Raw genomic sequence first — 19,330 nt, 5'->3', positions numbered from 1 at the left:
CCAGACGTGTCAGTCGTGAGAGGCGCCACCGGCGGCTCGGGAAGGGGAGGTCCGACGTGACCGAGCACGACTTCGACGCGGTGTACGCCGCGTCGGTGCACCGGCTCGCCGGTCAGCTGTACCTGCTGACCGGCGACCGGGAGGAGGCGCTCGAGTGCGTCCAGGAGGCCTTCGAGCGCGCCTGGCTCCGCTGGGACTCCGTCGCGGCGCACGAGGACCCGGTGGCGTGGGTGCGGACGGTCGCGCACCGGGTCGCCGTGAGCCGCTGGCGTCGCACGCGCAACGCCGTCCGGGCCTGGACGCGCCACGGCGGCGGGCCGCGTCAGCACGACGGTGGGACGGCGGTGGCGGCGGACCGCGTCGCGCTGGTCGACGCGCTGCAGGAGCTGCCGGCCGCCCAGCGGACCGCGATCGTGCTCCACCACCTCTACGACCTGGACGTCGCCACCGTCGCGGCGGAGACGCACTCCAGCGTCAGCGCGGTGAAGTCCCGGCTCTCCCGCGGTCGGCAGGCGCTCGCCGAGCGGCTCGGCGACGTCCACCTGGCCGGCGCGGATCCCACGGCCGATCCGGGTCCCGCCGGTGCGCGCCCGCCGGCCGACCGAGCCACCGGCCGGCCGACCGACCGACCGTCCACCACCCCGAAGGGACGGTGAGCCCCGTGGACGACAGGCTGCACGAGCTGATGCAGGACGCCGCCGACCGGGGTGCGCCCACCCACGTGGCGCCCGCGGCCGAGGTGCGCGCACGGGCGGTCCGGCGGCGGACCCGGCGCCGCGCTGCCGCGGCCGCCGGCACGTCGGTCGTGGCCGTGGGACTGGTCGTCGCGCTCGGCCTGGGGGGCGGGCGGCCGGACGCGACCCCCACCCCCGCGCCCCCGGCCGCCACGACCACCGCCGTCCCGCCGGAGACGACGCCGGCACCCCCGCCGACGAGCGAGCCGGGCCCCACCGGAACGGCCGACCCCGGCGACACGGTGTCCCCGGAGCCGTTGACCGCACAGCGCGTCCGCGAGGTGCTGGCGTCGGGAACCCCGCGCTACGAGGCGGTCCTCGCCGACGAGGCGGCGCAGACGGGCTACGAACCGGAGGTCACCCTCGACCCGACGACCTGGCCGGCCGCGGGCGTCTGCCGCACGGAGGCGACACCGCTGCCCCCGGGGGTGCTCGGCTCGCGCCGGCACGTCGGCCAGACGGTCACCGACACGTCGGTCCTCACGCAGGTGCTCGTGTTCGACAGCCCGCAGGCGGCGCGGGAGGCGTTCACGGCCCGCCGCGGCGACGTGCGGCGCTGCCAGGCGTCGGCGGAGGAGGCCGGGGGGTCCTCGGCACCGGAGGAGCCGACGCAGGTGACGCGGTCCGGCACGACCTCCGCCGGGGACGAGGCCTTCTGGGAGCTCGACGCCGAGGAGCGGTACGGCGAGCCACCGTCCTACGGGTACCTCGTCCTGTGGGTCCTGCGCGGCAACACCGTCTTCGTCGCCGGTGGCGCAGGGTCCTGGGCCGACGCCTCCACGGACGTGGACCGCCTCGTCGGGTGGTGGGGCGACGTCCAGGACACCTACAGGGCGGTGGTCCGCTGAGCTCCCGCCGGTCCGCGCCCCGGACGGGGGAGGGCGCGGCCCGGCGGGCCGGCCTCGGAGCGACCCGGCCTCCTGCGCGCGTCAGTCGTAGCGCACGAACGCGCGCAGCGACCCGTTGCCGTGGGCGCGCACCTCGCAGTAGCCGAGCGCCTCGTAGAACGCGTGCTGGCCGGGCTCGTCGTCGGTGAGCAGCACCTTCTGGCGGACGTGGGCGTAACGGTCCACGACCGCCTGGACGAGCCGGCGGCCGACACCCCGCCGCTGGTGCGTCGGGTCGACCAGGAGGTCCTGCAGGTAGCAGACCGTCGCGTCGTCGCTGACGACCCGCGCCAGACCGACGAGCCGGCCGTCGTCCCGGGCGGCGACCAGGTAGGCGGAGTTGCGCACCGCCGACCCGAGCGTCGCGGGGTCCGCCGTGTAGCCACCCCACCCGACCGAGCTGTACAGGCGCAGCAGCTCGTCCTGGCCGAGCTGGTCCGCCGTCACGGCCGCCACATCCACCACACCGACCTCCCCGCCGAGGAGCGCCGCACCGACCCGGTGCTGGGAGGTGCTGGTGAAACGGTACGGCGGCCCGGGCCGATCGCGCAGCGGACGCCGCCGCACCCGTGCGGCCCTCAGGCCTCGTCGTCCCCGAGGTCGCGCTCGAGCAGGGTGGCCATCTCCGCGGCGAGGTCCCCGATCCGCAGCTGGAGCTCCGCGGCCCGAGCGGCGTGGACGGCGTGCGCGGCCAGGAAGCTGATCACCTCGCCCGCCCGCGACGTCCCGGCGAGGACGTCGGACTCCAGCCGCGCCAGGCGAGAGTGCTCGTCGAGCTCCCGGTGCGCGGCGAGGAACTGCCCGACGAGCTGGTGCATCTCGCGGCGGGCGTCCGGGGTCAGGCGGTCCAGCCAGCCGTCGTCGCTCACGGTCACAGGGTAGTCGGGGAGGACGGACGCGGGTCAGCGGAGCAGGTCGTCGGCCTCCCGGTCCAGGTCGCCGAACGGGTCGAGGTCCGTCAGGGACGCCGGCCGGGGCCGGTTGAGCTGCGGCAGCTCACCGAGCCGGTCGACCTGCTCCGTGAGGGCGTCGAGGACGGACCGCAGCTGGACGCGGGCCACCTGGGCGTACGTGCGGACGTACTCGACCTCGGGAATCGGGGTCGTGTACCCGGCGGTCTCGTCGGCCAGGGCGGACGACGCGGACGTCGCCGAGTCCTCGGCGCGCTGGAGGATGTCGCGGTACTGGGCGCGGGCGGTCATCACCAGGTCGCGGGCGTACTGCTCCGCGTCCGCGATGCACTTGTCGGCGACGAGCTGGGCCTGGCTGAGCAGGTCGACGGCCTCCGCGGCGATGTGCGCGTGCAGCGGGTCGACGTCCTCCCCGGGTCCGCGGTCGGCCGCCTCGGCGGCGCGCGACTCGCGACGCGTCGTCCCGGGCTCGGGCCACATGGGGGTCACTGCGCATCACCTGGTCCCTCGGTACTGCGGGCGGCTGCGCCCGCGGGGCTGCGGTCCGTCGTGCCGCTGAAGTCCTCGTGGCGCACGTCGTCGGGTGCCACGCCGGAGTCGACGAGTCTGGAGACGGTGTGGCGGGTCATGCCCTCCGAGCCGCAGACCAGGACGCGGTGCCCGTCCCACGGCCCGGCGGCGGCGACGACGTCCCCGACGAGGCCTGTCTCGCGCGTCCGGCTGGGTTCCTCGGACAGCACCCCGGTCCACGTGAACCAGGGCCGCTGAGCCAGGGCGTCGAGCTGCTCGCGGTCGTACAGCGCCCACTCGGTCCGCGCGCCGTGGAACAGGTGGACGCGAGGCGCCTGCTCGTCGTCCCCCCATCGGCGCTCGAGCTGGTCGACGAGCGCGCGCATCGGCGCCAGGCCGGTGCCGCCGGCGACGAGCAGGAGCGGCCGGGCGTGGTCGTCGGGGACCGTCAGCAGGTGCCCGAGCGGTGCGCCCAGCCGGATCCGGTCGCCGACGGCGAGCCGGCGCACGATGGCCCCGCTGACCTGCCCGCCGGGGACGAGCTGGACGTGCAGGTCGATGGTGTTGTCCTCGCGCGGCGCGTTGGCGGGGCTGAGGTAGCGCCACTGCCGGGGGCGCTGCGGCACCTGGACGGCCACGGACTGCCCGGCGCGGTAGGGGAACGGGAGCTCCGGCCGGACCCGGAGCACGGTCGTGTCGATGGTCCGCCGCTGCATGATGACGACCTCGGCGTCCCACGCGGCGGGGCTGGTCGCCTCGGACTCGGTGGCGGCCTCCACCATGACCTTGGCGATGACGCCGTACGCGGCGGCCCAGTCGGCGGCGAGCTCGTCGGTCCAGCGGTCGGCGAGGAAGTGCTCGAGCGTCGCCAGCAGGGACGCCCCGACGGCGTCGTAGTGCTGCGTCACGACGTCGAAGCGTCGGTGGTCGCGCCCGAGCTGCTGGATGAACGGGGTGACCTCCTCGAGGCGGTCGACGTCACCCACGATCCGTCCGAGCGCGCCGACGAGGCGGTCGCGCTGGGTGGTCATCGAGACGGGGAAGAGCGGGCGGACCTCGGGGTGGGACAGGAACAGGTGGGAGTAGAAGAACAGCGGGACCTCGCCGCCGTACTCGGCGACGACCTTCCAGCTGGCCTTGAGGGCTGCGGGGTCCACGTCCGTCAGGACGGCGCGCTGACGACGTCCCGCTCGCTGGCGGCGACGACGGACACCAGGCGCATCACGACGGGCTCGGGGACCTCGGCGTCGCGCAGGGACTGCACCAGGTGCTCGGCGACCCGGGCGAACGCGTGGGAGGTGATGCCGAGACCGTCATGGGCGGCGCGCATCTCGCGGCCGGTGTACTCGACGGGGCCGCCGAGCAGGTGGGAGACGAGCTGGACCTGGTGGCGCTTGAGCGCGACGAGGTCGCGACCTTCGAAGTAGGGGCTGAGGTGCTCGTCGGCGAGGACACGCTCGTAGAAGTCGCCGACGACGGCGGAGACGGCACGGCCGCCGCCGACCAGGTCGTAGTCGCTGACCTGCTCGTCCTCGGCGGGCGTCCCGGACGACGGGTCGGTCGTGGAGGCGTTGGTCACGGGTGGTCCGTTCGACGAGGGGGAGGGCGCGAGGGCGCGAGGTGCCGGGTAATAGGTACCACCCGGACAGCCGTCTTCGTAACCCACACGGAGCAACCTTCTCGGGCGACCTGTGCCACAGGAACCCGTTGTCCTTCAACGACTTCGACGTTCAGTCACGTCACATCGCCAGGCAGTGACCGTCGCGCGCGGGGGCGCGTCGCCCGTCGCCCGCCGTCGTTGCCCGATGGAGTGATCGACGGCACCGTCCTATCGCTTATGCCCATAAGTGATAAGATCAGGGAGGTGAAACGGGTGACGCGGAGCTCGACGGCCGGGGGTTGGCCCCCCGTGGACTCCGAGCGGCACGTCTGGGCCTCGTCCTACGAGCAGGGAGCGGGGTCACGAGCGGCACTGAGGCGACACCGTGGGCCGTACCTGGCCGCCGTCGTCCCGCAGATCGCGGACTGCGACCCGGACCTGCCCCCCGCGGTGTTGGCGGAGAGCTCCGACGCGGCCCAGGAGCTGGCGCGCTTCGACGGCGAGCTCGGTGCTGAGATCGCCCCCTTCGCCGCTGTGTTGCTGCGTTCGGAGTCAGCGGCCAGCTCGCAGATCGAGGACCTGACGGCCTCCGCCCGTGCCGTGGCCGAGGCGACGCTGGGGCAGCCGGCGGGCCCGAACGCCCAGCAGGTCGTCGGGAACGTGGAGGCCATGCGCGCCGCCGTGTCCCTGGCGGATGAGCTCACGGGGGATGCGATCCTGGCCATGCACGCCGCGCTCATGCGCCGAACGGACCCGGAAGGCGCAGGGCGCTGGCGCACCGAGCAGGTCTGGATCGGAGGGTCGGCCCTCGGGCCGCACGGCGCCACCTTCGTCCCCCCACACCACGATCGCGTCCCCGCGGCGATCGAGGACCTCCGACGCTTCGCGGACCGCGTCGACCTGCCCGTCCTCGTGCACGTCGCGCTGGCGCACGCGCAGTTCGAGACGATCCACCCCTTCACCGACGGCAACGGGCGGACCGGCCGGGCGCTGGTCCACGCGATGCTCCGAGGTGCCGGGCTCGTGCGCAACGTGACCGTGCCGGTGTCGGCAGGGCTCCTGGCAGACGTCGACCGGTACTTCGACGCCCTGACCGCCTACCGCGACGGCGACGTCGTCCCTGTCGTCGAGCGCTTTGCCGAGGCCTCGTACGCGGCCGTGACCAACGGGCGGGCACTGGTCGAGGACCTGCGCAGCACCAGGGCGTCGTGGGACGACCGGGTCCGCGTCCGTCGCGGGGCCCTCGCCTGGGACGTCGCGGACCTGCTGCTGCGCCTGCCCGTGGTCAACGCCCGGCTCCTCGCCGACGAGCTCGGCGTCCTCCCCCAGAACGTCTACCGGACGCTCGCCCCGCTCGAGGACGCCGGTGTCCTCACCGCGTCCGGCGGCTCCCGCAACCGCACCTGGCGCGCCCAGGAGGTGCTCGATGCCGTGGACGCCTTCGCGGCCCGGGCGCGCAGGGGCCGACCTCCGCGTCGCTGAGGCGGCTCGCCGGCGCGCCGCCGAGCCGGCGGGCATGCGCGGCGCGGGGCCGGTGTTGCACCCCACGAGACGGTCGCGGTGACGGGCCGCGCCGTCGCGCGCGGCCCACCGACGACGTCGCGCCTCGACCGACAGACCCGGAAGGACCCCCCATGCGCATCCCGCTGTCCGTGCTCGACCTCGTGCCCGTCGACCCGGGCCGGACCGTGGGCGAGAGCATCGCCGCCAGCGTCGAGCTGGCCCAGCGCGCCGAGAAGGCCGGGTACCACCGCGTCTGGTACGCCGAGCACCACAACATGAAGCGGATCGCGTCGTCCGCGACGAGCACGCTGATCGCGCACGTCGGCGCGCACACGAGCAGCATCCGGCTCGGCGCCGGCGGTGTGATGCTGCCGAACCACTCGCCTCTGGTCGTCGCGGAGCAGTTCGGCACCCTGGAGGCGATGTACCCCGGCCGGATCGACCTGGGCCTCGGCCGGGCCCCCGGGTCCGACCAGCACACCCAGTACGCGCTTCGGCGCGACCCGCGGGCCGCCGAGTCCTTCCCCCAGGACGTCGTCGAGCTGCAGGCGTACCTGGCCGGCGAGTCGAAGGTGCCCGGCGTGGACGCCTACCCGGGCAAGGGCTCGAACGTCCCGCTGTACGTCCTCGGGTCCTCGCTGTTCGGCGCGCAGCTCGCGGCGGCGCTCGGGCTGCCGTACGCGTTCGCGTCGCACTTCGCGCCCCAGGCGCTGGAGGCCGCCGTCGCCACGTACCGGCGCGAGTTCCGCCCGTCGACGCAGCTCGCCGAGCCGTACGTCGTCGCCGGCGTCAACGTGCTGGCGACCGACACCGCAGACGAGGCCCGCGAGGAGCTCGCGACGGTCCGCCGGATCCGCGCCAAGGCTCTGTTCGGCAAGGGCCGCGACCTGTCCGACGCGGAGGTCGACGCGCTGCTGGACGCCGGGGCGGGCAGTCACGTCGACACCATGCTCACGTACACCGCGCTCGGGACGCCGGACGACGTCGCCGGCTACCTCGACCGGTTCCGCGCGCTCGCCGGGGCCGACGAGCTGATGGTGGCGTTCTCGGCGACGACGCCGCAGGGCCGGCTGCGGTCCCTGGACCTGCTGGCCGAGGGGATGCGGGACGGGCGCTGACGAACGGTCCGGGCCCTGTCTCGCGTGGGCCCGGACCGGCGTCCCGTCAGATCCGCAGGTCGATGCCGAGCAGCACCAGGAACCACAGCAGGACGGCGAGCAGCGCGGACACCACCTGCTTCACCAGCGGCACCGTGATGTAGCCGCGGTCGACCGCGACGACGATGCCGATGACGACGTACACGAGGACGACCAGGCTGTACGTGCGCAGGGGACGGCGGCGTGCCATGAGGACTCCAGATCCGTTGGGGCGGTGGGGGAAACGCCCGGCCGAGCGTATTGACGTCCCACCGATCCGCCACTCGAACCAGCGCCTCTCACGTACGGCCACCACGGGGGTGCGCAGGGTGAGCTGACGTGAACCTGCACGACCTCCTCGCGGGCATCTCCCCGGAGCGACTGACGACGACGCGGACGGCAGGGACCCGTCACCGCACGTAGCGTGGCGACGTGCCGTCCCCCTCCCGCCAGCAGCTGCTCGCAGCCGCCGACCGGACCGTCGACCCCGTCGTCGCACCCGGTCTGCGCGTGCTGTTCTGCGGGATCAACCCCGGGCTGTACACCGCCTGGACAGGTCACCACTTCGCCCGGCCCGGTAACCGGTTCTGGCCCGCGCTGCACCGCTCGGGGTTCACGCCGCGGCTGCTGCGGCCCGACGAGCAGGACGCGCTCCTCGACCTCGGGCTCGGCATCACGAACGTCGCGCACCGGGCCACCGCCACCGCGGCCGAGCTCACCGCCGACGAGCTGGTCACAGGTGGACGCCGGCTGGTCACCGACGCGGAGGCGTACCGGCCGGAGTGGGTCGCCGTGCTCGGCGTCACCGCCTACCGCGTCGCCTTCGGTGAGCGCGGCGCCACCGTCGGGGCCCAGGAGCGGCGGCTCGGCCCGTCGCGGGTGTGGCTGCTGCCGAACCCCAGCGGTCTGAACGCCCACTACACGCCCTCCGCGCTGGCGGAGCGCTTCGCCGAGCTCAGGACGGCCGTCGGCGCGTACCCCTAAGGTGCCGCGACGTGAGCACCGACGCCGCCCCACCTGACCTCGAGGCGGTTCGGGCCTCCTACGAGCGGGTCGCCGACCGCTACGTCGAGCTCGGGCTCGACAACCTGTCACCGCACCCGTGGCTGCGCGCGGTGCTCACCGCGTTCGCCGAGGAGGTCCGCGACCTCGGGCCAGTGCTGGACGTCGGGTGCGGCCCGGGCCACGTCAGCGCGTTCCTGGCCGACCTCGGTGTCGAGGTGTCCGGCGTCGACCTGTCCCCGCGGATGGTCGAGCACGCGCGCCGGCGTCGACCCGACCTGGACTTCACCGTCGCCTCCGCGACCGAGCTGGACCTGCCCTCGGCCGGTCTCGGCGGGGTTCTCGCCTGGTGGTCGCTGTTCCACCTGCCCCGTCCCGCGCTCGAGACCGTGGTCACCGACCTGGCCGGGGCGCTCGTCCCCGGCGGGGTGCTCCTGGTCGGCACGCACGTCGGGGACGGTGACGTGGTGCGGTCGGAGGCGTACGACGGCGTGCCCGTGGACTGGACGACGCACCTGTGGCAGCCCGACGACCTCGCCGCCGTCCTCACGGCGGCCGGGCTCGAGGATGTCGTCCGGGTGCAGTGGCCGCCGAAGCCGCCGCAGCGCGCGCAGGTGGTCCTGGCCGGCCGGCGTCCGCCTGCGTGACGGGCTGCCCTCATCACTGCCCCGTCGCGCAGGACCGGCTCCGGCACGTTCCCGGTCCCGCCGCCCGCGCCTACGCTGGCCGGGTGCTCTCGGGAGCGCTGACCGACGACGCCTGACCCGGGGTGATGCGGTGGACCGTGAGTACGCGAGCCCCGTCCGCGCGGCCGGCGAGCGGCCGGCCCCATCCCCTCAGGTGCCGTCCCGTCAGGTGCTGTCCCGGCCCGGGACCGCCGCGTCCGCGCACGAGGGCGTGCTGCGCCTGCAGGGGGCCGTCGGCAACGCGGCCACGCAGCGGGTCGTGGCGCCCGCGCCGCTGTCCGGGACCACGTCGACGCCGCGGGCGCTGCCGCCCGTCGCCGTCCCGTCGTCCGACCCGGGCGGGGCGCTGGCCGCGGCCGCCGGGGACCTGCACCGGCACTGGGCCGGGCTCGGCACCGGCGACCCGGTGCCCGCGTCGCTGCGCGCTCCGCACGAGAGCAGCTTCGGCGTCGACCTGTCGCCGGCGCGGATGCACGTCGGGACCCCCGCGGCCCGCGGCGTCACGACCACCCTCGGGGTGCAGGCGCTGACCGCGGGCAACCACATGCTGTTCGCCGCCGCCCCCGACAGTCGCGTCCTCGGGCACGAGCTGGCGCACGTCGTCCAGCAGGGGCTGCGCGGAGGACCGGCGGCCAACAGCGCCGTGCGCGCCGCGGCACCCGGGTCGGACGCCGAGCGGGACGCCGACGTGGCCGCGCACGCCGTGGCCGCGGGCCGACCGCACCGGCTGCGCCCCGCGGGCGGTGAGGACGTCCACCTGCTCGCGCCCCTGGCCTGGCTGGCGATCGCTGCCCTCGTCGCCGGTGGCGGCATCGCGGTGACCGCCGAGCTGGCGGGTCCGTCGTACGAGGAGAACCGTCGGCGGGCCGAGGAACGGCGGCGCGACCCGTCGGTCGCGGCGTGGGCGGAGGCGACCTGGTTGTGGGTCCCCGTCGGCGGGACCGCCACCCGCATCTGGCAGGCCGAGAGCCGGCTGGAGCGCTACCTCAACGTCGCGATGATGCCGCTGGACGTCCTGACGCTCGGTGCCCTGTGGTCGGCGGGCGCGAAGATCACCAGCACCGGGCTGTGGCGGACGGCGGTCACCCGCGCCGCTCCCGAGGAGCTCGCCGCGCTGGGCCGCCAGGGCGTCTCGGTGGCCACCCGCGCCGAGGTGCAGGCGTCGGCCCGCGCCGCCCTCGAGGCCGGCAAGGCGGTCGTCGCCACCGTCGGGCGCCGCAACCACGCCCTCGTGTTCGTCATGGTCGAGGGCCAGCTGTACCGGCTCACCGGCGGTGCGCTGCGCTCCATGGCCGTGCGGTCGATGGCGTCCTTCGCGCCCCGCAGCATCAACGCCTTCCACGTGCTGGGCGGCACGCAGGCCAGCGCCCGGATCCTCGCCGAGGCGCAGATGCTCGCCCGCACCCTCGGCCCGGGCCTGGGGTTCTCCTTCCGGTCCTGCGGGCTGAGCACCGCGCGGCTCGCGGAGACCGGGCTGCTGTCGGTCGGCCAGGCCGGGCTCGGGCTCGGCGGCGGCCGGGCGTTCCTGCCCGTCACGGTGATGGGGGCGCTCGCCGAGCGCGGCGGCATCATGATGTCGCAGCAGGGCGCCCGGAACATGCTGCTCGGCAGCGGGCTGCAGTTCGGGCTCATCGCCACCGCGCGCAGCGCCGTCACGGTCATGGCCAACCCCGAGGGCTTCGCGTCCTCCCTGGTGCACCTGCTCGTCCCCGGCGCCACCGACCTGGAGCCCGTCCAGTCCTCCGCCGACGACCCGGCGCACGACCCGCTGACCGAGCTCGAGGCCACGCAGGCGGACGTCGACGCCGCCGTCCTCGACGAGAGCGAACCCGCCGACGGCATCGACGTCGGCTCCGTGACGACCGCCTACACGATGATCCAGAACCGGCGGGCGCTGCAGGCGGGCGGCGAGCCGAACGCCTCCCACCAGCTCGAGCTCGAACCCGTCTACACCTTCCTCGCCACCGCCGAGGACAACGCGAGCATCGCCCACCACCCCGTCAGCCCCAGCGAGGTCGTGGACCTGACCGCGGCCGCCGACACCGAGCCGGGTGCGGACGCCGACCGCGACCACGACTGGCTGCTGCACCTGTCCGGCGAGCCGGAGTACGTCGACGGCGCGCTCCGGTTCGTCGACGACCTGCGCGCCTGCGTCGACTCCGAGGGGCACGCCCGGGTCCTCGACGCGGTCGGGTCGTACTTCCCCGCCTCCAGCCCCCGCCCGGGGGAGCGGGCCGCCGCCGCGGGCCTGGCGCTCGAGCGCGCCGGCCTGAGCGGCGAGGACCTCGAGGCGGCGCGATCCCGCCTCGCGCTCTCCGGCGGCTGATTCCCGCTTCCCGGCGGAGGAACCGTGGAGGCCGCGTGCAGACCCGGGTGGTGGACGGTGGAGCGCGCTGCGCCGCGGTGGCCGGGATGTCACATTCAGCGGGTCGGTGGTGCTGACATGACGTGGACCTCATCCGACGCGGCAGGACCGGACCGGCGCTCGCCCTGGCGACGGCACCCTCCGGTGCCCCTGCCGTGCCGACGAGGTCCGAGGGGAGGCAACGCGTGGCGTCGTCCCGCGAACGCAGGTCCGCAGGGGTGCGGGACGACCTCGCGGAGGTCTTCAGCCGCGACTACGCCCTCGTCGTCGGGGTCGCCGCCCGCGTGCTCGGCTCCCGCGACCAGGCCGAGGACGTCGCCCAGGAGGTCTTCCTGTCCTTCAACCGGACGACGGTCCCGGCCGAGCAGGCGCGTGGCTGGCTGTCCGTCGCCGCGGCCCACACCGCGCTGAACCACCTGCGCACCGGACGGCGGCGCGCCACCCGTGAGGAGGCCGTCGCGGCGACCACCGACACCGTCGCCCCCGACGTGTCGGAGACCGTGGTCGCCCGCGAGGAGCGCGGCCGGGTCCGGGCCGCGCTCGCCCGCCTCCCCCGCAAGCAGGCCACGGCCCTGGTGCTGCGGCACAGCGGCCTGAGCTACGCCGACGTCGCGTCGGCGCTCGACATGTCCCCCGGCAGCGTCGGCACCACCGTCCGGCGCGCCGAGTCCGCCCTTCGTGAGGAGCTGAACCGTGATGCGACACCCCAGTGACGGCGACCTGCGCCGCCTCGTCGACGACCCGGCCGGGGTGTCCGACCCCGACCGCCGGCACGTCGCCGGCTGCCCCCGGTGCCTGACCGCCCTGGCCGGGGTCCGCGAGGACGCCGACGCCGTGCGGTCCGCGTTCGCCGTGGAGCCGGCCGGTGCCCAGGAGACCGCCGTCGCGTGGCAGCGGTTGGTCGCTGCCGCACCGGCGCGTGAGGCGTCCGCGGCGTCCCCGCACCGACGTCCGAGCCGGCTGCGCGAGGCGCTGCGCCGGCCCGCGGCCGCGGCGCTGGCGGCGGCCGTGGTCGTCGGCGGCGGTGCCACCGCCGCCGCGAACGACTGGTTCCAGGTCTTCCGCACCGAGCAGGTCGCGCCCGTGTCGTTCAGCGCCGCCGACCTGAGCGCCGTCCCGGACCTCGAGGAGTACGGCGACCTCGAGCTCGTCGAGGGCGGCGAGGTCCGCGAGGTCTCCGGCGCCGAGGAGGCCGCCGAGGTGACCGGACTGGACCTGCCCGAGGTGACGACGTTGCCGCGCGGCGTCAGCGGCGAGCCCGTGTACCAGGCCGGTGAGCAGGTCACCGCGGTCTTCACGGTGGATACAGACCGCGCCGCCGCCGCGGCCGCGCGGGCGGGTGAGCCCGCACCGGTCGCGCCCGTGGGTCTGGACGGCACCCAGGTGCGCCTGACCGCGGGGCCCGGCGTGGCGGCGGTCTGGTCGTCGCAGGCGGCGGACGTGCCCAGCCTCGTCGTCGGCCGCGCGGTCGCCCCCACGGCGTCGTCGTCCGGTGCGGACTTCGAGACGGTCCGCGAGTACCTGCTGTCCGTGCCGGGCATGCCTGACGACGTTGCCGCCCAGCTGCGCGCCTTCAGCGCCGACGGGTCGACGCTGCCCCTGCCGGTCCCGCAGGAGCTCGCCACCAGCAGCGACGCCGAGGTGGACGGCGCCCCCGCGACCGTCCTGACCAGCCGCGACCGCACGTTCGCCGCGGTGGTGTGGGTCGACGACGGTGAGGTCACCGTGGTGGCCGGTGCCGTCGACGCCGACGAGGTCCTGGCGGTCGCCCGCGGGCTGCGCTGACGTGGGCACCCACCAGGACGTCGACCGCGGTCCGCAGCCGGAGGCGCTGCGGGCCGCGGCCGCCCTCGTCGGGGACCTCCCGCCGGCACCCGCGGCGTGGTGCTCCGGGCTGCGCAAGCGGTACGGGCGGCGCCAGGCCGTCGACGGGGTGTCGTTCGAGGTCGGTCGCGGTGAGGTGGTCGGGCTGCTCGGCCCGAACGGGGCGGGCAAGACCACCGTCATCAAGATGCTCCTCGGGCTGACCCGGCCCGACTCCGGCGAGGCGATGCTGCTCGGCCGCCCGGCCGCCGACCCCGCGGCCCGGGCGCGGGTCGGGTACCTGCCCGAGCTGTTCCGCTACCAACCGTGGCTGACGGCGTCCGAGGTGCTGGCCCTGCACGTGCGGCTCGCCGGCCTCGACGTCCCCGCCGCCGAGCGGCAGGACCGGCTGCGGCTCGTCGGTCTCGGCGAGCGCGGTCGCGACCGCGTCGGGGGGTTCTCGAAGGGCATGCAGCAGCGGCTCGGCCTGGCCGTGGCGCTCGTCGCGCGGCCGGACCTCGTCGTCCTCGACGAGCCGACGAGCGCGCTCGACCCGCTCGGGCGTGCCGACGTCCGCGACATCGTGCTCGACCTGAAGGCGAACGGGGTCGCTGTGCTGCTCAACTCCCACCTCATCGGCGAGGTGGAGCGCGTGTGCGACCGGGTGACGATCCTGGACAAGGGCCGGGTCGCGGCGTCCGGGACGCTCGCTGAGCTGCTCGGGCGCCGTGAGGTCCGGCTGCGGCTGACCGGGGTGACCGGCGAGGCCGAGCAGCGGATCGCACGGGTCGGCTCGGTCGACCGGTCCGGTGACTGGTTCACCGTCGCCCTGGCGGGAGAGGACGACGGGACGACGGTCCCCGCGCTGGTCTCCGACCTCGTCGCGGCGGGTGTGGCCGTGCACGCGGTGCAGCCGACGAGCATCACCCTGGAGGAGCGGTTGCTGGGGATCCTGCGCGAGGGGGCGGCGGCTCCGGCGGGTGCGACGACAGATCCGACGACGACGGGTCCGACGGCGACGGGGGAGCAGCGATGACCGCGAGCGCGACGTCCGCGCCGTCGGAGACGGCCGTGCCGACGGTGGTGCGGGTGGTGACCACCGTCGCCGGGCTGACCCTGCGGGAGGCGACCCGCCGCCGGGTGCTGTGGGCGCTGGTCGCCCTGACCTCCCTGCTGCTGGTGCTCAGCGGCTGGGGCTTCTCCCGGCTGGCCGCCGAGGCCGGTCAGGCCGAGCTGACCAGCGGCCAGGGCCGGTTCGTCGCCGCGCAGCTGCTCAACCTGGCGATGTTCGGGCTGAGCCTCATCGCCGCGCTGGGGACGGCGTTCCTCGCCGGGCCGACCCTGTCGGGCGAGACGGAGTCCGGGATCGCGCTGTCGGTGCTGGCCCGGCCCGTGCGCCGGTGGTCGGTGCTGCTGGGCAAGTGGCTGGGTCTGGTCGCGTTCGGCACGGGTTTCGTCGTCGTCGCGGGGTTGTCGCAGTTCCTCGTGGTGCTCGTGACGATGGACTACTGGCCACCCCAACCCGTCGTCGGGCTGCTGCTGCTGGCCGCCCAGACCACGGTGCTGCTGACGATCGCGGTGCTGCTGTCGACCGTCGTGTCGCCGATGGCCTCCGGCGTGGTCGCTGTCGGCATCTTCGGGGCGACCTGGATCGCGGGCGTCGTCGGCGGCATCGGGCAGGCCCTCGGCCACGACGGCGTCGCGCAGGTCGGCACGGTCTCCCGGATGGTCGTCCCGACCGACGGGCTGTGGCGCGGGGCGATGTACGCCTTCCAGGACTCCACCCTGCTGGCCCGGTTCGGCCCGGAGATGGAGGGCTTCCCCTTCCTCGGGTTCTCGCCGCTGACCGCCGGGTACCTGCTGTGGTGCGCCCTGTGGGTGGCGATGGTCTGGGGCGTCGCCGCGATCGCGTTCTCCCGCAAGGACCTCTGACTCCACCCGGCACCGCCCCCCGGACGTATCGTTCGGGGGCCGGACCGCCGCCGCGGGCCCGGTCGACGGGCGACGCGGACCGGAGGCGGGATGACGGCAGCAGCGCAGCGGGCGGCGGTCGCCGTCGTCCAGGTGCTCGGGCTGGCCGTCTGGTTCTCCGTGTCCGCGGTCGTGCCGAGCGTGCAGGCGGACTGGGGGATCTCCGCGACCCAGGCGGTGTGGCTGACCGGGACCGTCCAGCTCGGCTTCGTCACCGGGGCGCTGGTGTCCACCGTCCTCAACCTCGCGGACCGCGTGCCGCCGCAGGGCCTGATGGCGGCCAGCGCCGCCCTGGCCGCGGCGTGCACCGCCTCGCTCGCCTGGTTCGCCGACGGCCTCGCTGCGGCGCTGGCGCTGCGGTTCCTCACCGGGGCGTTCCTCGCCGGCGTCTACCCGGTCGGGATGATGCTCATGGCCTCGTGGGCGCCCCGCAGCAACCGCGGCCTCGCGATGGGCCTGCTCATCGGCGCGCTGACCGTCGGCTCGGCGCTGCCGCACCTGGTCCGTGGGCTGGTCGACCTGCCCTGGCGCGGCTCGCTGCAGGTGACGGCGGCGGTGGCGCTGGTCGGCGCGGTGCTCGCGGTGGCCGTCGTCCGGCCCGGGCCGCACCTGGCCGCAGGACCCGCCACGCTGCACCCCCGCTACGCGCTGACGATGTTCCGGCAGTCCGGGCCGCGGCTCGTCAGCCTCGGCTACTTCGGGCACATGTGGGAGCTGTACGCCCTGTGGACGTGGATCCCCCTGTTCGTCCTGGCGTCCGCCGCCTCGGACGGGCTGGGGACGCGTGCCCCGCTGCTGGTCTTCGTGGCCATGGGGGTGTTCGGGCTGCTCGGCTGCCTGCTCGGCGGGTGGGCGGCCGACCGGTTCGGCCGATCGACCGCCGCCGTGACCGCGCTCGCCGTCAGCGGCGCCTGCTGCCTGCTGTCACCGCTCGCGTTCGTCGCTCCCGCGCCCGTCCTCGCCGTGTTCTGCGCGGTGTGGGGTGCGTCGGTCATCGCCGACTCGGGTGTCTTCTCCACCGCGCTGTCCGAGGTGGCGGACCCCCGGTTCGTCGGCACGGCGCTGACCGCCCAGACGGCGATCGGGTTCGCCTTGACGGTGGCGAGCATCCAGGCCGTGCCGGTCCTCGCCGGCGCGGTCGGCTGGCAGTACGCGTTCCTGCTGCTGGCCTCGTTCGTCGGGGCGCGCCGGGCCAGCTCGTGCAGGTGCTGGCGCGCGACGACGGAGTCCTGGTGCTCACCGAGGACCTCCTGGAGGTCCTCGATCGCCGCGGCGAAGTGGCTCGCGGGCTCACCGAACGCCGGCGCCACCGCCTCGGCGGCGTACCGGGCGCGCTTGGCGGCCTTGCGGGCCTCGTGCAGGACGGCGTCCCGCTCGTCCCCCGCTGGGACGTCGGCGGCGCCTGCCATGACGTCGCGCAGCCGGACCCAGTCACGTCGTACCCGCCGGGGGAGCGCCTTGCGCGCAGGACGCGCCGCCCGCTCGGTGAACGGCGGGCCCGCGACCAGGTCGCGCAGCGCGGCGAGCAGCGCGTGGTAGCGGTCGCCGTCCAGGTGCTCGAGGAGCGCGTCGTGGGCGTCGCGGTAGGCGCGGCCGAGCTCCGCGTCGACGGCGTCGAGCGGGTCGGTGGCGACCGTTTCCTCGTCAGCCTCGGCGGCGGTCCGCAACCGCGCGCCCATCACCTCGGCGTCGCGGGCCCGGCCCAGCTCGCCGGCGAGCCACGTCAGCTCGTCGCGCAGCGGGTCGGTCACCGACCGGTCGAGGAGCGGGCGGAACGACCTGAGGGCGCTGCGCAGCCGGCGGGTCGCCACCCGCATGGCGTGGACCCCGCCGTCCGCGTCGAGCCGGACCGGCAGGTCCTGCCGGTGGATCTGCTCCACCTGCTCACGCACGTAGGCCATGACGACCTGCCCGGCGGGGGTGCTGCGCTTCATCGGCGGTGCGTCATCGCTGCCACGCGTCGTGGGGGTCGCATCGACGGCGTCGCCCAGAGCGCGACGGAGCTTGCTGGACGACGCGGACGGTCGCAGTCCGCGGTCGCGCAGGGCGGTGTCGAGGTGGTCGAGGAGTGCGGGCTGCCCGCCGACCAGCTCCACCTCGACCTCGCGCCACGTCGTCGCGGCGGTGACGTCGTCCCCGTTGCCCTCGACCGGCAGCAGCCGGCGCGCGGTGACCCGGTCGTCGGCCAGCTCGACGAGCACCTGTCCGGTGGCGTCCACCAACCGTCGCACGGCCCGTCGCGTCGTGACCTCGACGACCGGCTGCAGCGGTGCGTCGGCCGTGACCGCGCGGACCATCCGGCGCAGCGCGGCGGGGACGGTCCGGGTGGCGCGACCGAGAGGACGGCGCACCTCGGTGCGGGTGTCGTCCCCGGCGGGGACCTTCAGGTGCCACCCCGCGTCGTCCCCACCGGTCCGGCGGCGCAACGTCAGACCGGCCGCGGCCAGCCGCAGGTCGGCGGTGTCGAAGTAGGTCGCGGACAGCTCGTGCTGGGCGACGTCACCGTCCAGGACGGACGTCGGGTCGACCGCTCCGTCCGCGGACCGGAGCAGCTCGGACACGGCGGGCAGCTCGGCGTCGTCGTCGGCCGTGTACGTCCGCTCGACCTCCGTGTGGATCCCGCCCATGTCGTCCTTTCTACGACCCCGGAGCCGTCCCCGCGCGGTGCCGCCGCGGCTCACAGCGGTCCGAGGACACCGGCCGGGTCGGCGCTCAGGTCGAGTGCCTCGAGGACGCCCAGGAGCTCACGATCCTCGTACCGGAAGTGCGACTCCATGATCGCCGCGAGGCCCTCGAGGTGCCGGTCCAGCTCCTCGGGGGACGCCGACCGGTCCGCGGCCGCCTGCAGGGCGGTGACCAGGTGGGTGATCATCGAGTGGTCCTGCTGCAGGGAGCGCAGCGTCTCCGCGAGGTGCGGGTGCTGCTCGGCGATCGTCGGGAACAGGGTGCGGTCCTCACCGACGTGGTGCCCGGTCAGCGCGGTGCAGAACCCGTGGCACAGCAGGAGCAGGTCCCGGGTCGCGGGCTCGGCCGCCTCGCCGGCCTCCACCGCCTCGCGGGTCACCCGCAGCGCCTCGCGCAACCGGTCGTGCACCGCGCGCAGCTCTCTGCTCCAGGCGACGAGCCTGGTCCTCTCGCCCTCAGTCACGCGAGTGCGAAGGGGACGACGTCACGCCGTGCTCCTTCGGTCCGGTGCCTCCATGCCGGACACGGTCTGCCACCGGCACGCGACGCTGCGGCGACCGTAGCGGTCCGTCACCCACCGGGCCAGGGGCTGCCCGTGCAGATGGTTGTTGTCAAAGCCGCAGCCCCGGTGCCTGTGAGGGACCGGAACTGCGCCCCTGTCCGGCGTACCGACCCGCGCCGCATCGACGCGGAAGATCCGACGCCCTCCGACGCGCCGGATCTTCCGCGCTGTGGGCTGGTTGCATGGACCGAGTGCGAAAGCGACAAGGAGCCGTTGGTGCGTAGCGGGCGGTCGTCCGGGCGGCGGTCGACGGAGATCCGGTGCAGCTCGGTGCTCGACGTGCACGCCGACGAGCTGTGGCAGCGGGTCACCGACCTGCTGGGTGTCAACGCCGAGCTCATGCCGCTCCTTCGGATGACCGCCCCCCGCGGTCAGCGGAGGCTGGCCCTCGACACCGTCCAGCCCGGGCAGCGGCTGTGCAGGTCGTGGCTGCTGCTGTTCGGTGTGCTTCCGATCGACTACGACGACATCCACGTCGCCGAGGTGGGTCCCGGCTACCGGTTCCTCGAACGGTCGCGGATGCTGAGCGCCGTCGTGTGGGAGCACGAACGCTCGGTCGAGGAGGCCGGCGCCGGCCGAGCGCGGCTCACGGACAGGGTCCGCTTCACTCCCCGGTGGGGCGTCGTGGCCCCGCTGCTGAGGTGGTTCGTCCCACGTGTGTTCGCCCACCGGCACCGGCGGCTCCGTGCGGCCCTCGGGGGTTGCGGCGAGACCCGTTCGTGAGACCGGCCCCGGTGCCTTCCACCTAGCGGACGCTGATGGCACCGCACGCCTCGCCTGCTTCGGAGTTCACCGGGACGTGCGTTCCGCGGCACCACGGTGCCCGCGGGCGGACAGGTTCTCGAGGGACGGTGGGTGCACGTGCGAGGTCTCGATTGAGGTGACGTCCCCTGGGGTGGTGTAGTTCTCGATCTTGTTCGTCGTGATGGCCGCGATGAAGAAGGCCATCGTGCGATGGTCAGTGAGACCGGACTA

At 75.0% G+C, this 19,330-nt stretch carries 20 protein-coding genes and 2 pseudogenes; 13 read left to right on the top strand and 9 right to left on the bottom strand.

Features of this window, described 5'->3' with window-relative positions; translation table 11 throughout:
- Positions 1-56 precede the first annotated feature (56 nt).
- Together ACYVQV_RS12175 and ACYVQV_RS12170 are read left to right on the top strand one after the other, a co-directional pair.
- Positions 57-656, top strand: a complete 600-nt coding sequence (locus ACYVQV_RS12175; protein ID WP_461023564.1) for a SigE family RNA polymerase sigma factor — start codon at positions 57-59, stop codon at positions 654-656.
- Positions 657-661: 5 nt separating this feature from the next.
- Entirely contained in the window at positions 662-1,582 is a 921-nt protein-coding gene (locus ACYVQV_RS12170) for a hypothetical protein (protein ID WP_461023563.1), read from the top strand.
- 81 nt (positions 1,583-1,663) lie between these two features.
- Here the strand turns inward: ACYVQV_RS12170 and ACYVQV_RS12165 are convergent, their stop codons facing one another.
- From ACYVQV_RS12165 to ACYVQV_RS12145, 5 genes are all read right to left on the bottom strand, one after another.
- Positions 1,664-2,068, bottom strand: a complete 405-nt coding sequence (locus ACYVQV_RS12165; RefSeq protein ID WP_461023562.1) for a GNAT family N-acetyltransferase — start codon at positions 2,066-2,068, stop codon at positions 1,664-1,666.
- A gap of 131 nt (positions 2,069-2,199) precedes the next feature.
- Positions 2,200-2,490, bottom strand: coding sequence for a hypothetical protein (locus ACYVQV_RS12160; protein ID WP_461023561.1), 291 nt, complete (start codon positions 2,488-2,490; stop codon positions 2,200-2,202).
- Positions 2,491-2,523: 33 nt separating this feature from the next.
- Positions 2,524-3,021 carry a hypothetical protein gene (locus ACYVQV_RS12155; protein WP_461023560.1) on the bottom strand — a complete coding sequence of 166 codons (498 nt, stop codon included), beginning with the start codon at positions 3,019-3,021 and terminating at the stop codon, positions 2,524-2,526.
- The gene (locus ACYVQV_RS12150) at positions 3,018-4,199 is read right to left on the bottom strand and encodes a globin domain-containing protein (protein ID WP_461023559.1); all 1,182 of its coding nucleotides are present in this window, start codon (positions 4,197-4,199) and stop codon (positions 3,018-3,020) included. The genes ACYVQV_RS12155 and ACYVQV_RS12150 overlap by 4 nt, the downstream gene beginning before the upstream one ends.
- Positions 4,200-4,204: 5 nt before the next feature.
- Positions 4,205-4,621, bottom strand: coding sequence for a group I truncated hemoglobin (locus ACYVQV_RS12145; protein WP_461023558.1), 417 nt, complete (start codon positions 4,619-4,621; stop codon positions 4,205-4,207).
- Between the two features lie 258 nt (positions 4,622-4,879).
- Here ACYVQV_RS12145 and ACYVQV_RS12140 point away from each other — a divergent pair, with 258 nt between their 5' ends.
- Positions 4,880-6,124, top strand: coding sequence for a Fic family protein (locus tag ACYVQV_RS12140; protein WP_461023557.1), 1,245 nt, complete (start codon positions 4,880-4,882; stop codon positions 6,122-6,124).
- Between the two features lie 152 nt (positions 6,125-6,276).
- Positions 6,277-7,263, top strand: coding sequence for an LLM class flavin-dependent oxidoreductase (locus tag ACYVQV_RS12135; RefSeq protein WP_461023556.1), 987 nt, complete (start codon positions 6,277-6,279; stop codon positions 7,261-7,263).
- 46 nt (positions 7,264-7,309) lie between these two features.
- Here ACYVQV_RS12135 and ACYVQV_RS12130 read toward each other — a convergent pair whose 3' ends face one another.
- Positions 7,310-7,492 carry a hypothetical protein gene (locus ACYVQV_RS12130; protein WP_461023555.1) on the bottom strand — a complete coding sequence of 61 codons (183 nt, stop codon included), beginning with the start codon at positions 7,490-7,492 and terminating at the stop codon, positions 7,310-7,312.
- Between the two features lie 221 nt (positions 7,493-7,713).
- On the opposite strand from ACYVQV_RS12130, the gene mug reads away from it, so the two are divergent.
- From mug to ACYVQV_RS12090, 8 genes and pseudogenes are all read left to right on the top strand, one after another.
- Positions 7,714-8,265 carry a G/U mismatch-specific DNA glycosylase gene (mug, locus tag ACYVQV_RS12125; protein WP_461023554.1) on the top strand — a complete coding sequence of 184 codons (552 nt, stop codon included), beginning with the start codon at positions 7,714-7,716 and terminating at the stop codon, positions 8,263-8,265.
- 11 nt (positions 8,266-8,276) lie between these two features.
- Positions 8,277-8,930, top strand: coding sequence for a class I SAM-dependent DNA methyltransferase (locus ACYVQV_RS12120; RefSeq protein WP_461023553.1), 654 nt, complete (start codon positions 8,277-8,279; stop codon positions 8,928-8,930).
- A gap of 193 nt (positions 8,931-9,123) precedes the next feature.
- Positions 9,124-11,295, top strand: coding sequence for an eCIS core domain-containing protein (locus ACYVQV_RS12115; protein ID WP_461023552.1), 2,172 nt, complete (start codon positions 9,124-9,126; stop codon positions 11,293-11,295).
- A 224-nt stretch (positions 11,296-11,519) separates the two neighbouring features.
- A complete protein-coding gene (locus tag ACYVQV_RS12110) occupies positions 11,520-12,047 on the top strand; it encodes a sigma-70 family RNA polymerase sigma factor (protein WP_461023551.1) in 528 nt (175 codons plus the stop codon).
- The gene (locus ACYVQV_RS12105; protein WP_461023550.1) at positions 12,031-13,119 is read left to right on the top strand and encodes a hypothetical protein; all 1,089 of its coding nucleotides are present in this window, start codon (positions 12,031-12,033) and stop codon (positions 13,117-13,119) included. Before ACYVQV_RS12110 ends, ACYVQV_RS12105 begins: the two co-directional genes overlap by 17 nt.
- Position 13,120: 1 nt before the next feature.
- Positions 13,121-14,173: an ABC transporter ATP-binding protein gene (locus ACYVQV_RS12100; protein ID WP_461023549.1), complete on the top strand. Its 1,053-nt coding sequence runs from the start codon at positions 13,121-13,123 to the stop codon at positions 14,171-14,173.
- Entirely contained in the window at positions 14,170-15,069 is a 900-nt protein-coding gene (locus tag ACYVQV_RS12095; protein ID WP_461023548.1) for an ABC transporter permease, read from the top strand. Before ACYVQV_RS12100 ends, ACYVQV_RS12095 begins: the two co-directional genes overlap by 4 nt.
- Before the next feature lie 90 nt (positions 15,070-15,159).
- Positions 15,160-16,137: pseudogene (locus ACYVQV_RS12090) on the top strand (MFS transporter); the annotation flags it as partial.
- 230 nt (positions 16,138-16,367) lie between these two features.
- Here the strand turns inward: ACYVQV_RS12090 and ACYVQV_RS12085 are convergent.
- A pseudogene (locus ACYVQV_RS12085) lies at positions 16,368-17,735 on the bottom strand (CYTH and CHAD domain-containing protein); the annotation flags it as partial.
- Between the two features lie 50 nt (positions 17,736-17,785).
- Positions 17,786-18,256, bottom strand: coding sequence for a hemerythrin domain-containing protein (locus tag ACYVQV_RS12080; protein WP_461023547.1), 471 nt, complete (start codon positions 18,254-18,256; stop codon positions 17,786-17,788).
- 315 nt (positions 18,257-18,571) lie between these two features.
- On the opposite strand from ACYVQV_RS12080, the gene ACYVQV_RS12075 reads away from it, so the two are divergent.
- The gene (locus tag ACYVQV_RS12075) at positions 18,572-19,078 is read left to right on the top strand and encodes a hypothetical protein (protein WP_461023546.1); all 507 of its coding nucleotides are present in this window, start codon (positions 18,572-18,574) and stop codon (positions 19,076-19,078) included.
- A 66-nt stretch (positions 19,079-19,144) separates the two neighbouring features.
- Here the strand turns inward: ACYVQV_RS12075 and ACYVQV_RS12070 are convergent, their stop codons facing one another.
- Positions 19,145-19,303 carry a hypothetical protein gene (locus ACYVQV_RS12070; protein WP_461023545.1) on the bottom strand — a complete coding sequence of 53 codons (159 nt, stop codon included), beginning with the start codon at positions 19,301-19,303 and terminating at the stop codon, positions 19,145-19,147.
- Positions 19,304-19,330: the final 27 nt, after the last annotated feature.

The sequence above is a fragment of the Thalassiella azotivora genome (assembly GCF_054781695.1).
This window is presented reverse-complemented; position numbering and strand designations above follow the sequence as displayed.

What these genes read in the sequence shown, in the direction of transcription:
- ACYVQV_RS12105 (WP_461023550.1), top strand. Translation starts at nt 12,031, where the DNA reads ATGCGACACCCCAGTGACGGCGACCTGCGCCGCCTCGTCGACGACCCG.
- ACYVQV_RS12130 (WP_461023555.1), bottom strand. Translation starts at nt 7,492, where the DNA reads ATGGCACGCCGCCGTCCCCTGCGCACGTACAGCCTGGTCGTCCTCGTG.
- ACYVQV_RS12140 (WP_461023557.1), top strand. Translation starts at nt 4,880, where the DNA reads ATGCCCATAAGTGATAAGATCAGGGAGGTGAAACGGGTGACGCGGAGC.
- ACYVQV_RS12135 (WP_461023556.1), top strand. Translation starts at nt 6,277, where the DNA reads ATGCGCATCCCGCTGTCCGTGCTCGACCTCGTGCCCGTCGACCCGGGC.
- ACYVQV_RS12095 (WP_461023548.1), top strand. Translation starts at nt 14,170, where the DNA reads ATGACCGCGAGCGCGACGTCCGCGCCGTCGGAGACGGCCGTGCCGACG.
- ACYVQV_RS12070 (WP_461023545.1), bottom strand. Translation starts at nt 19,303, where the DNA reads ATGGCCTTCTTCATCGCGGCCATCACGACGAACAAGATCGAGAACTAC.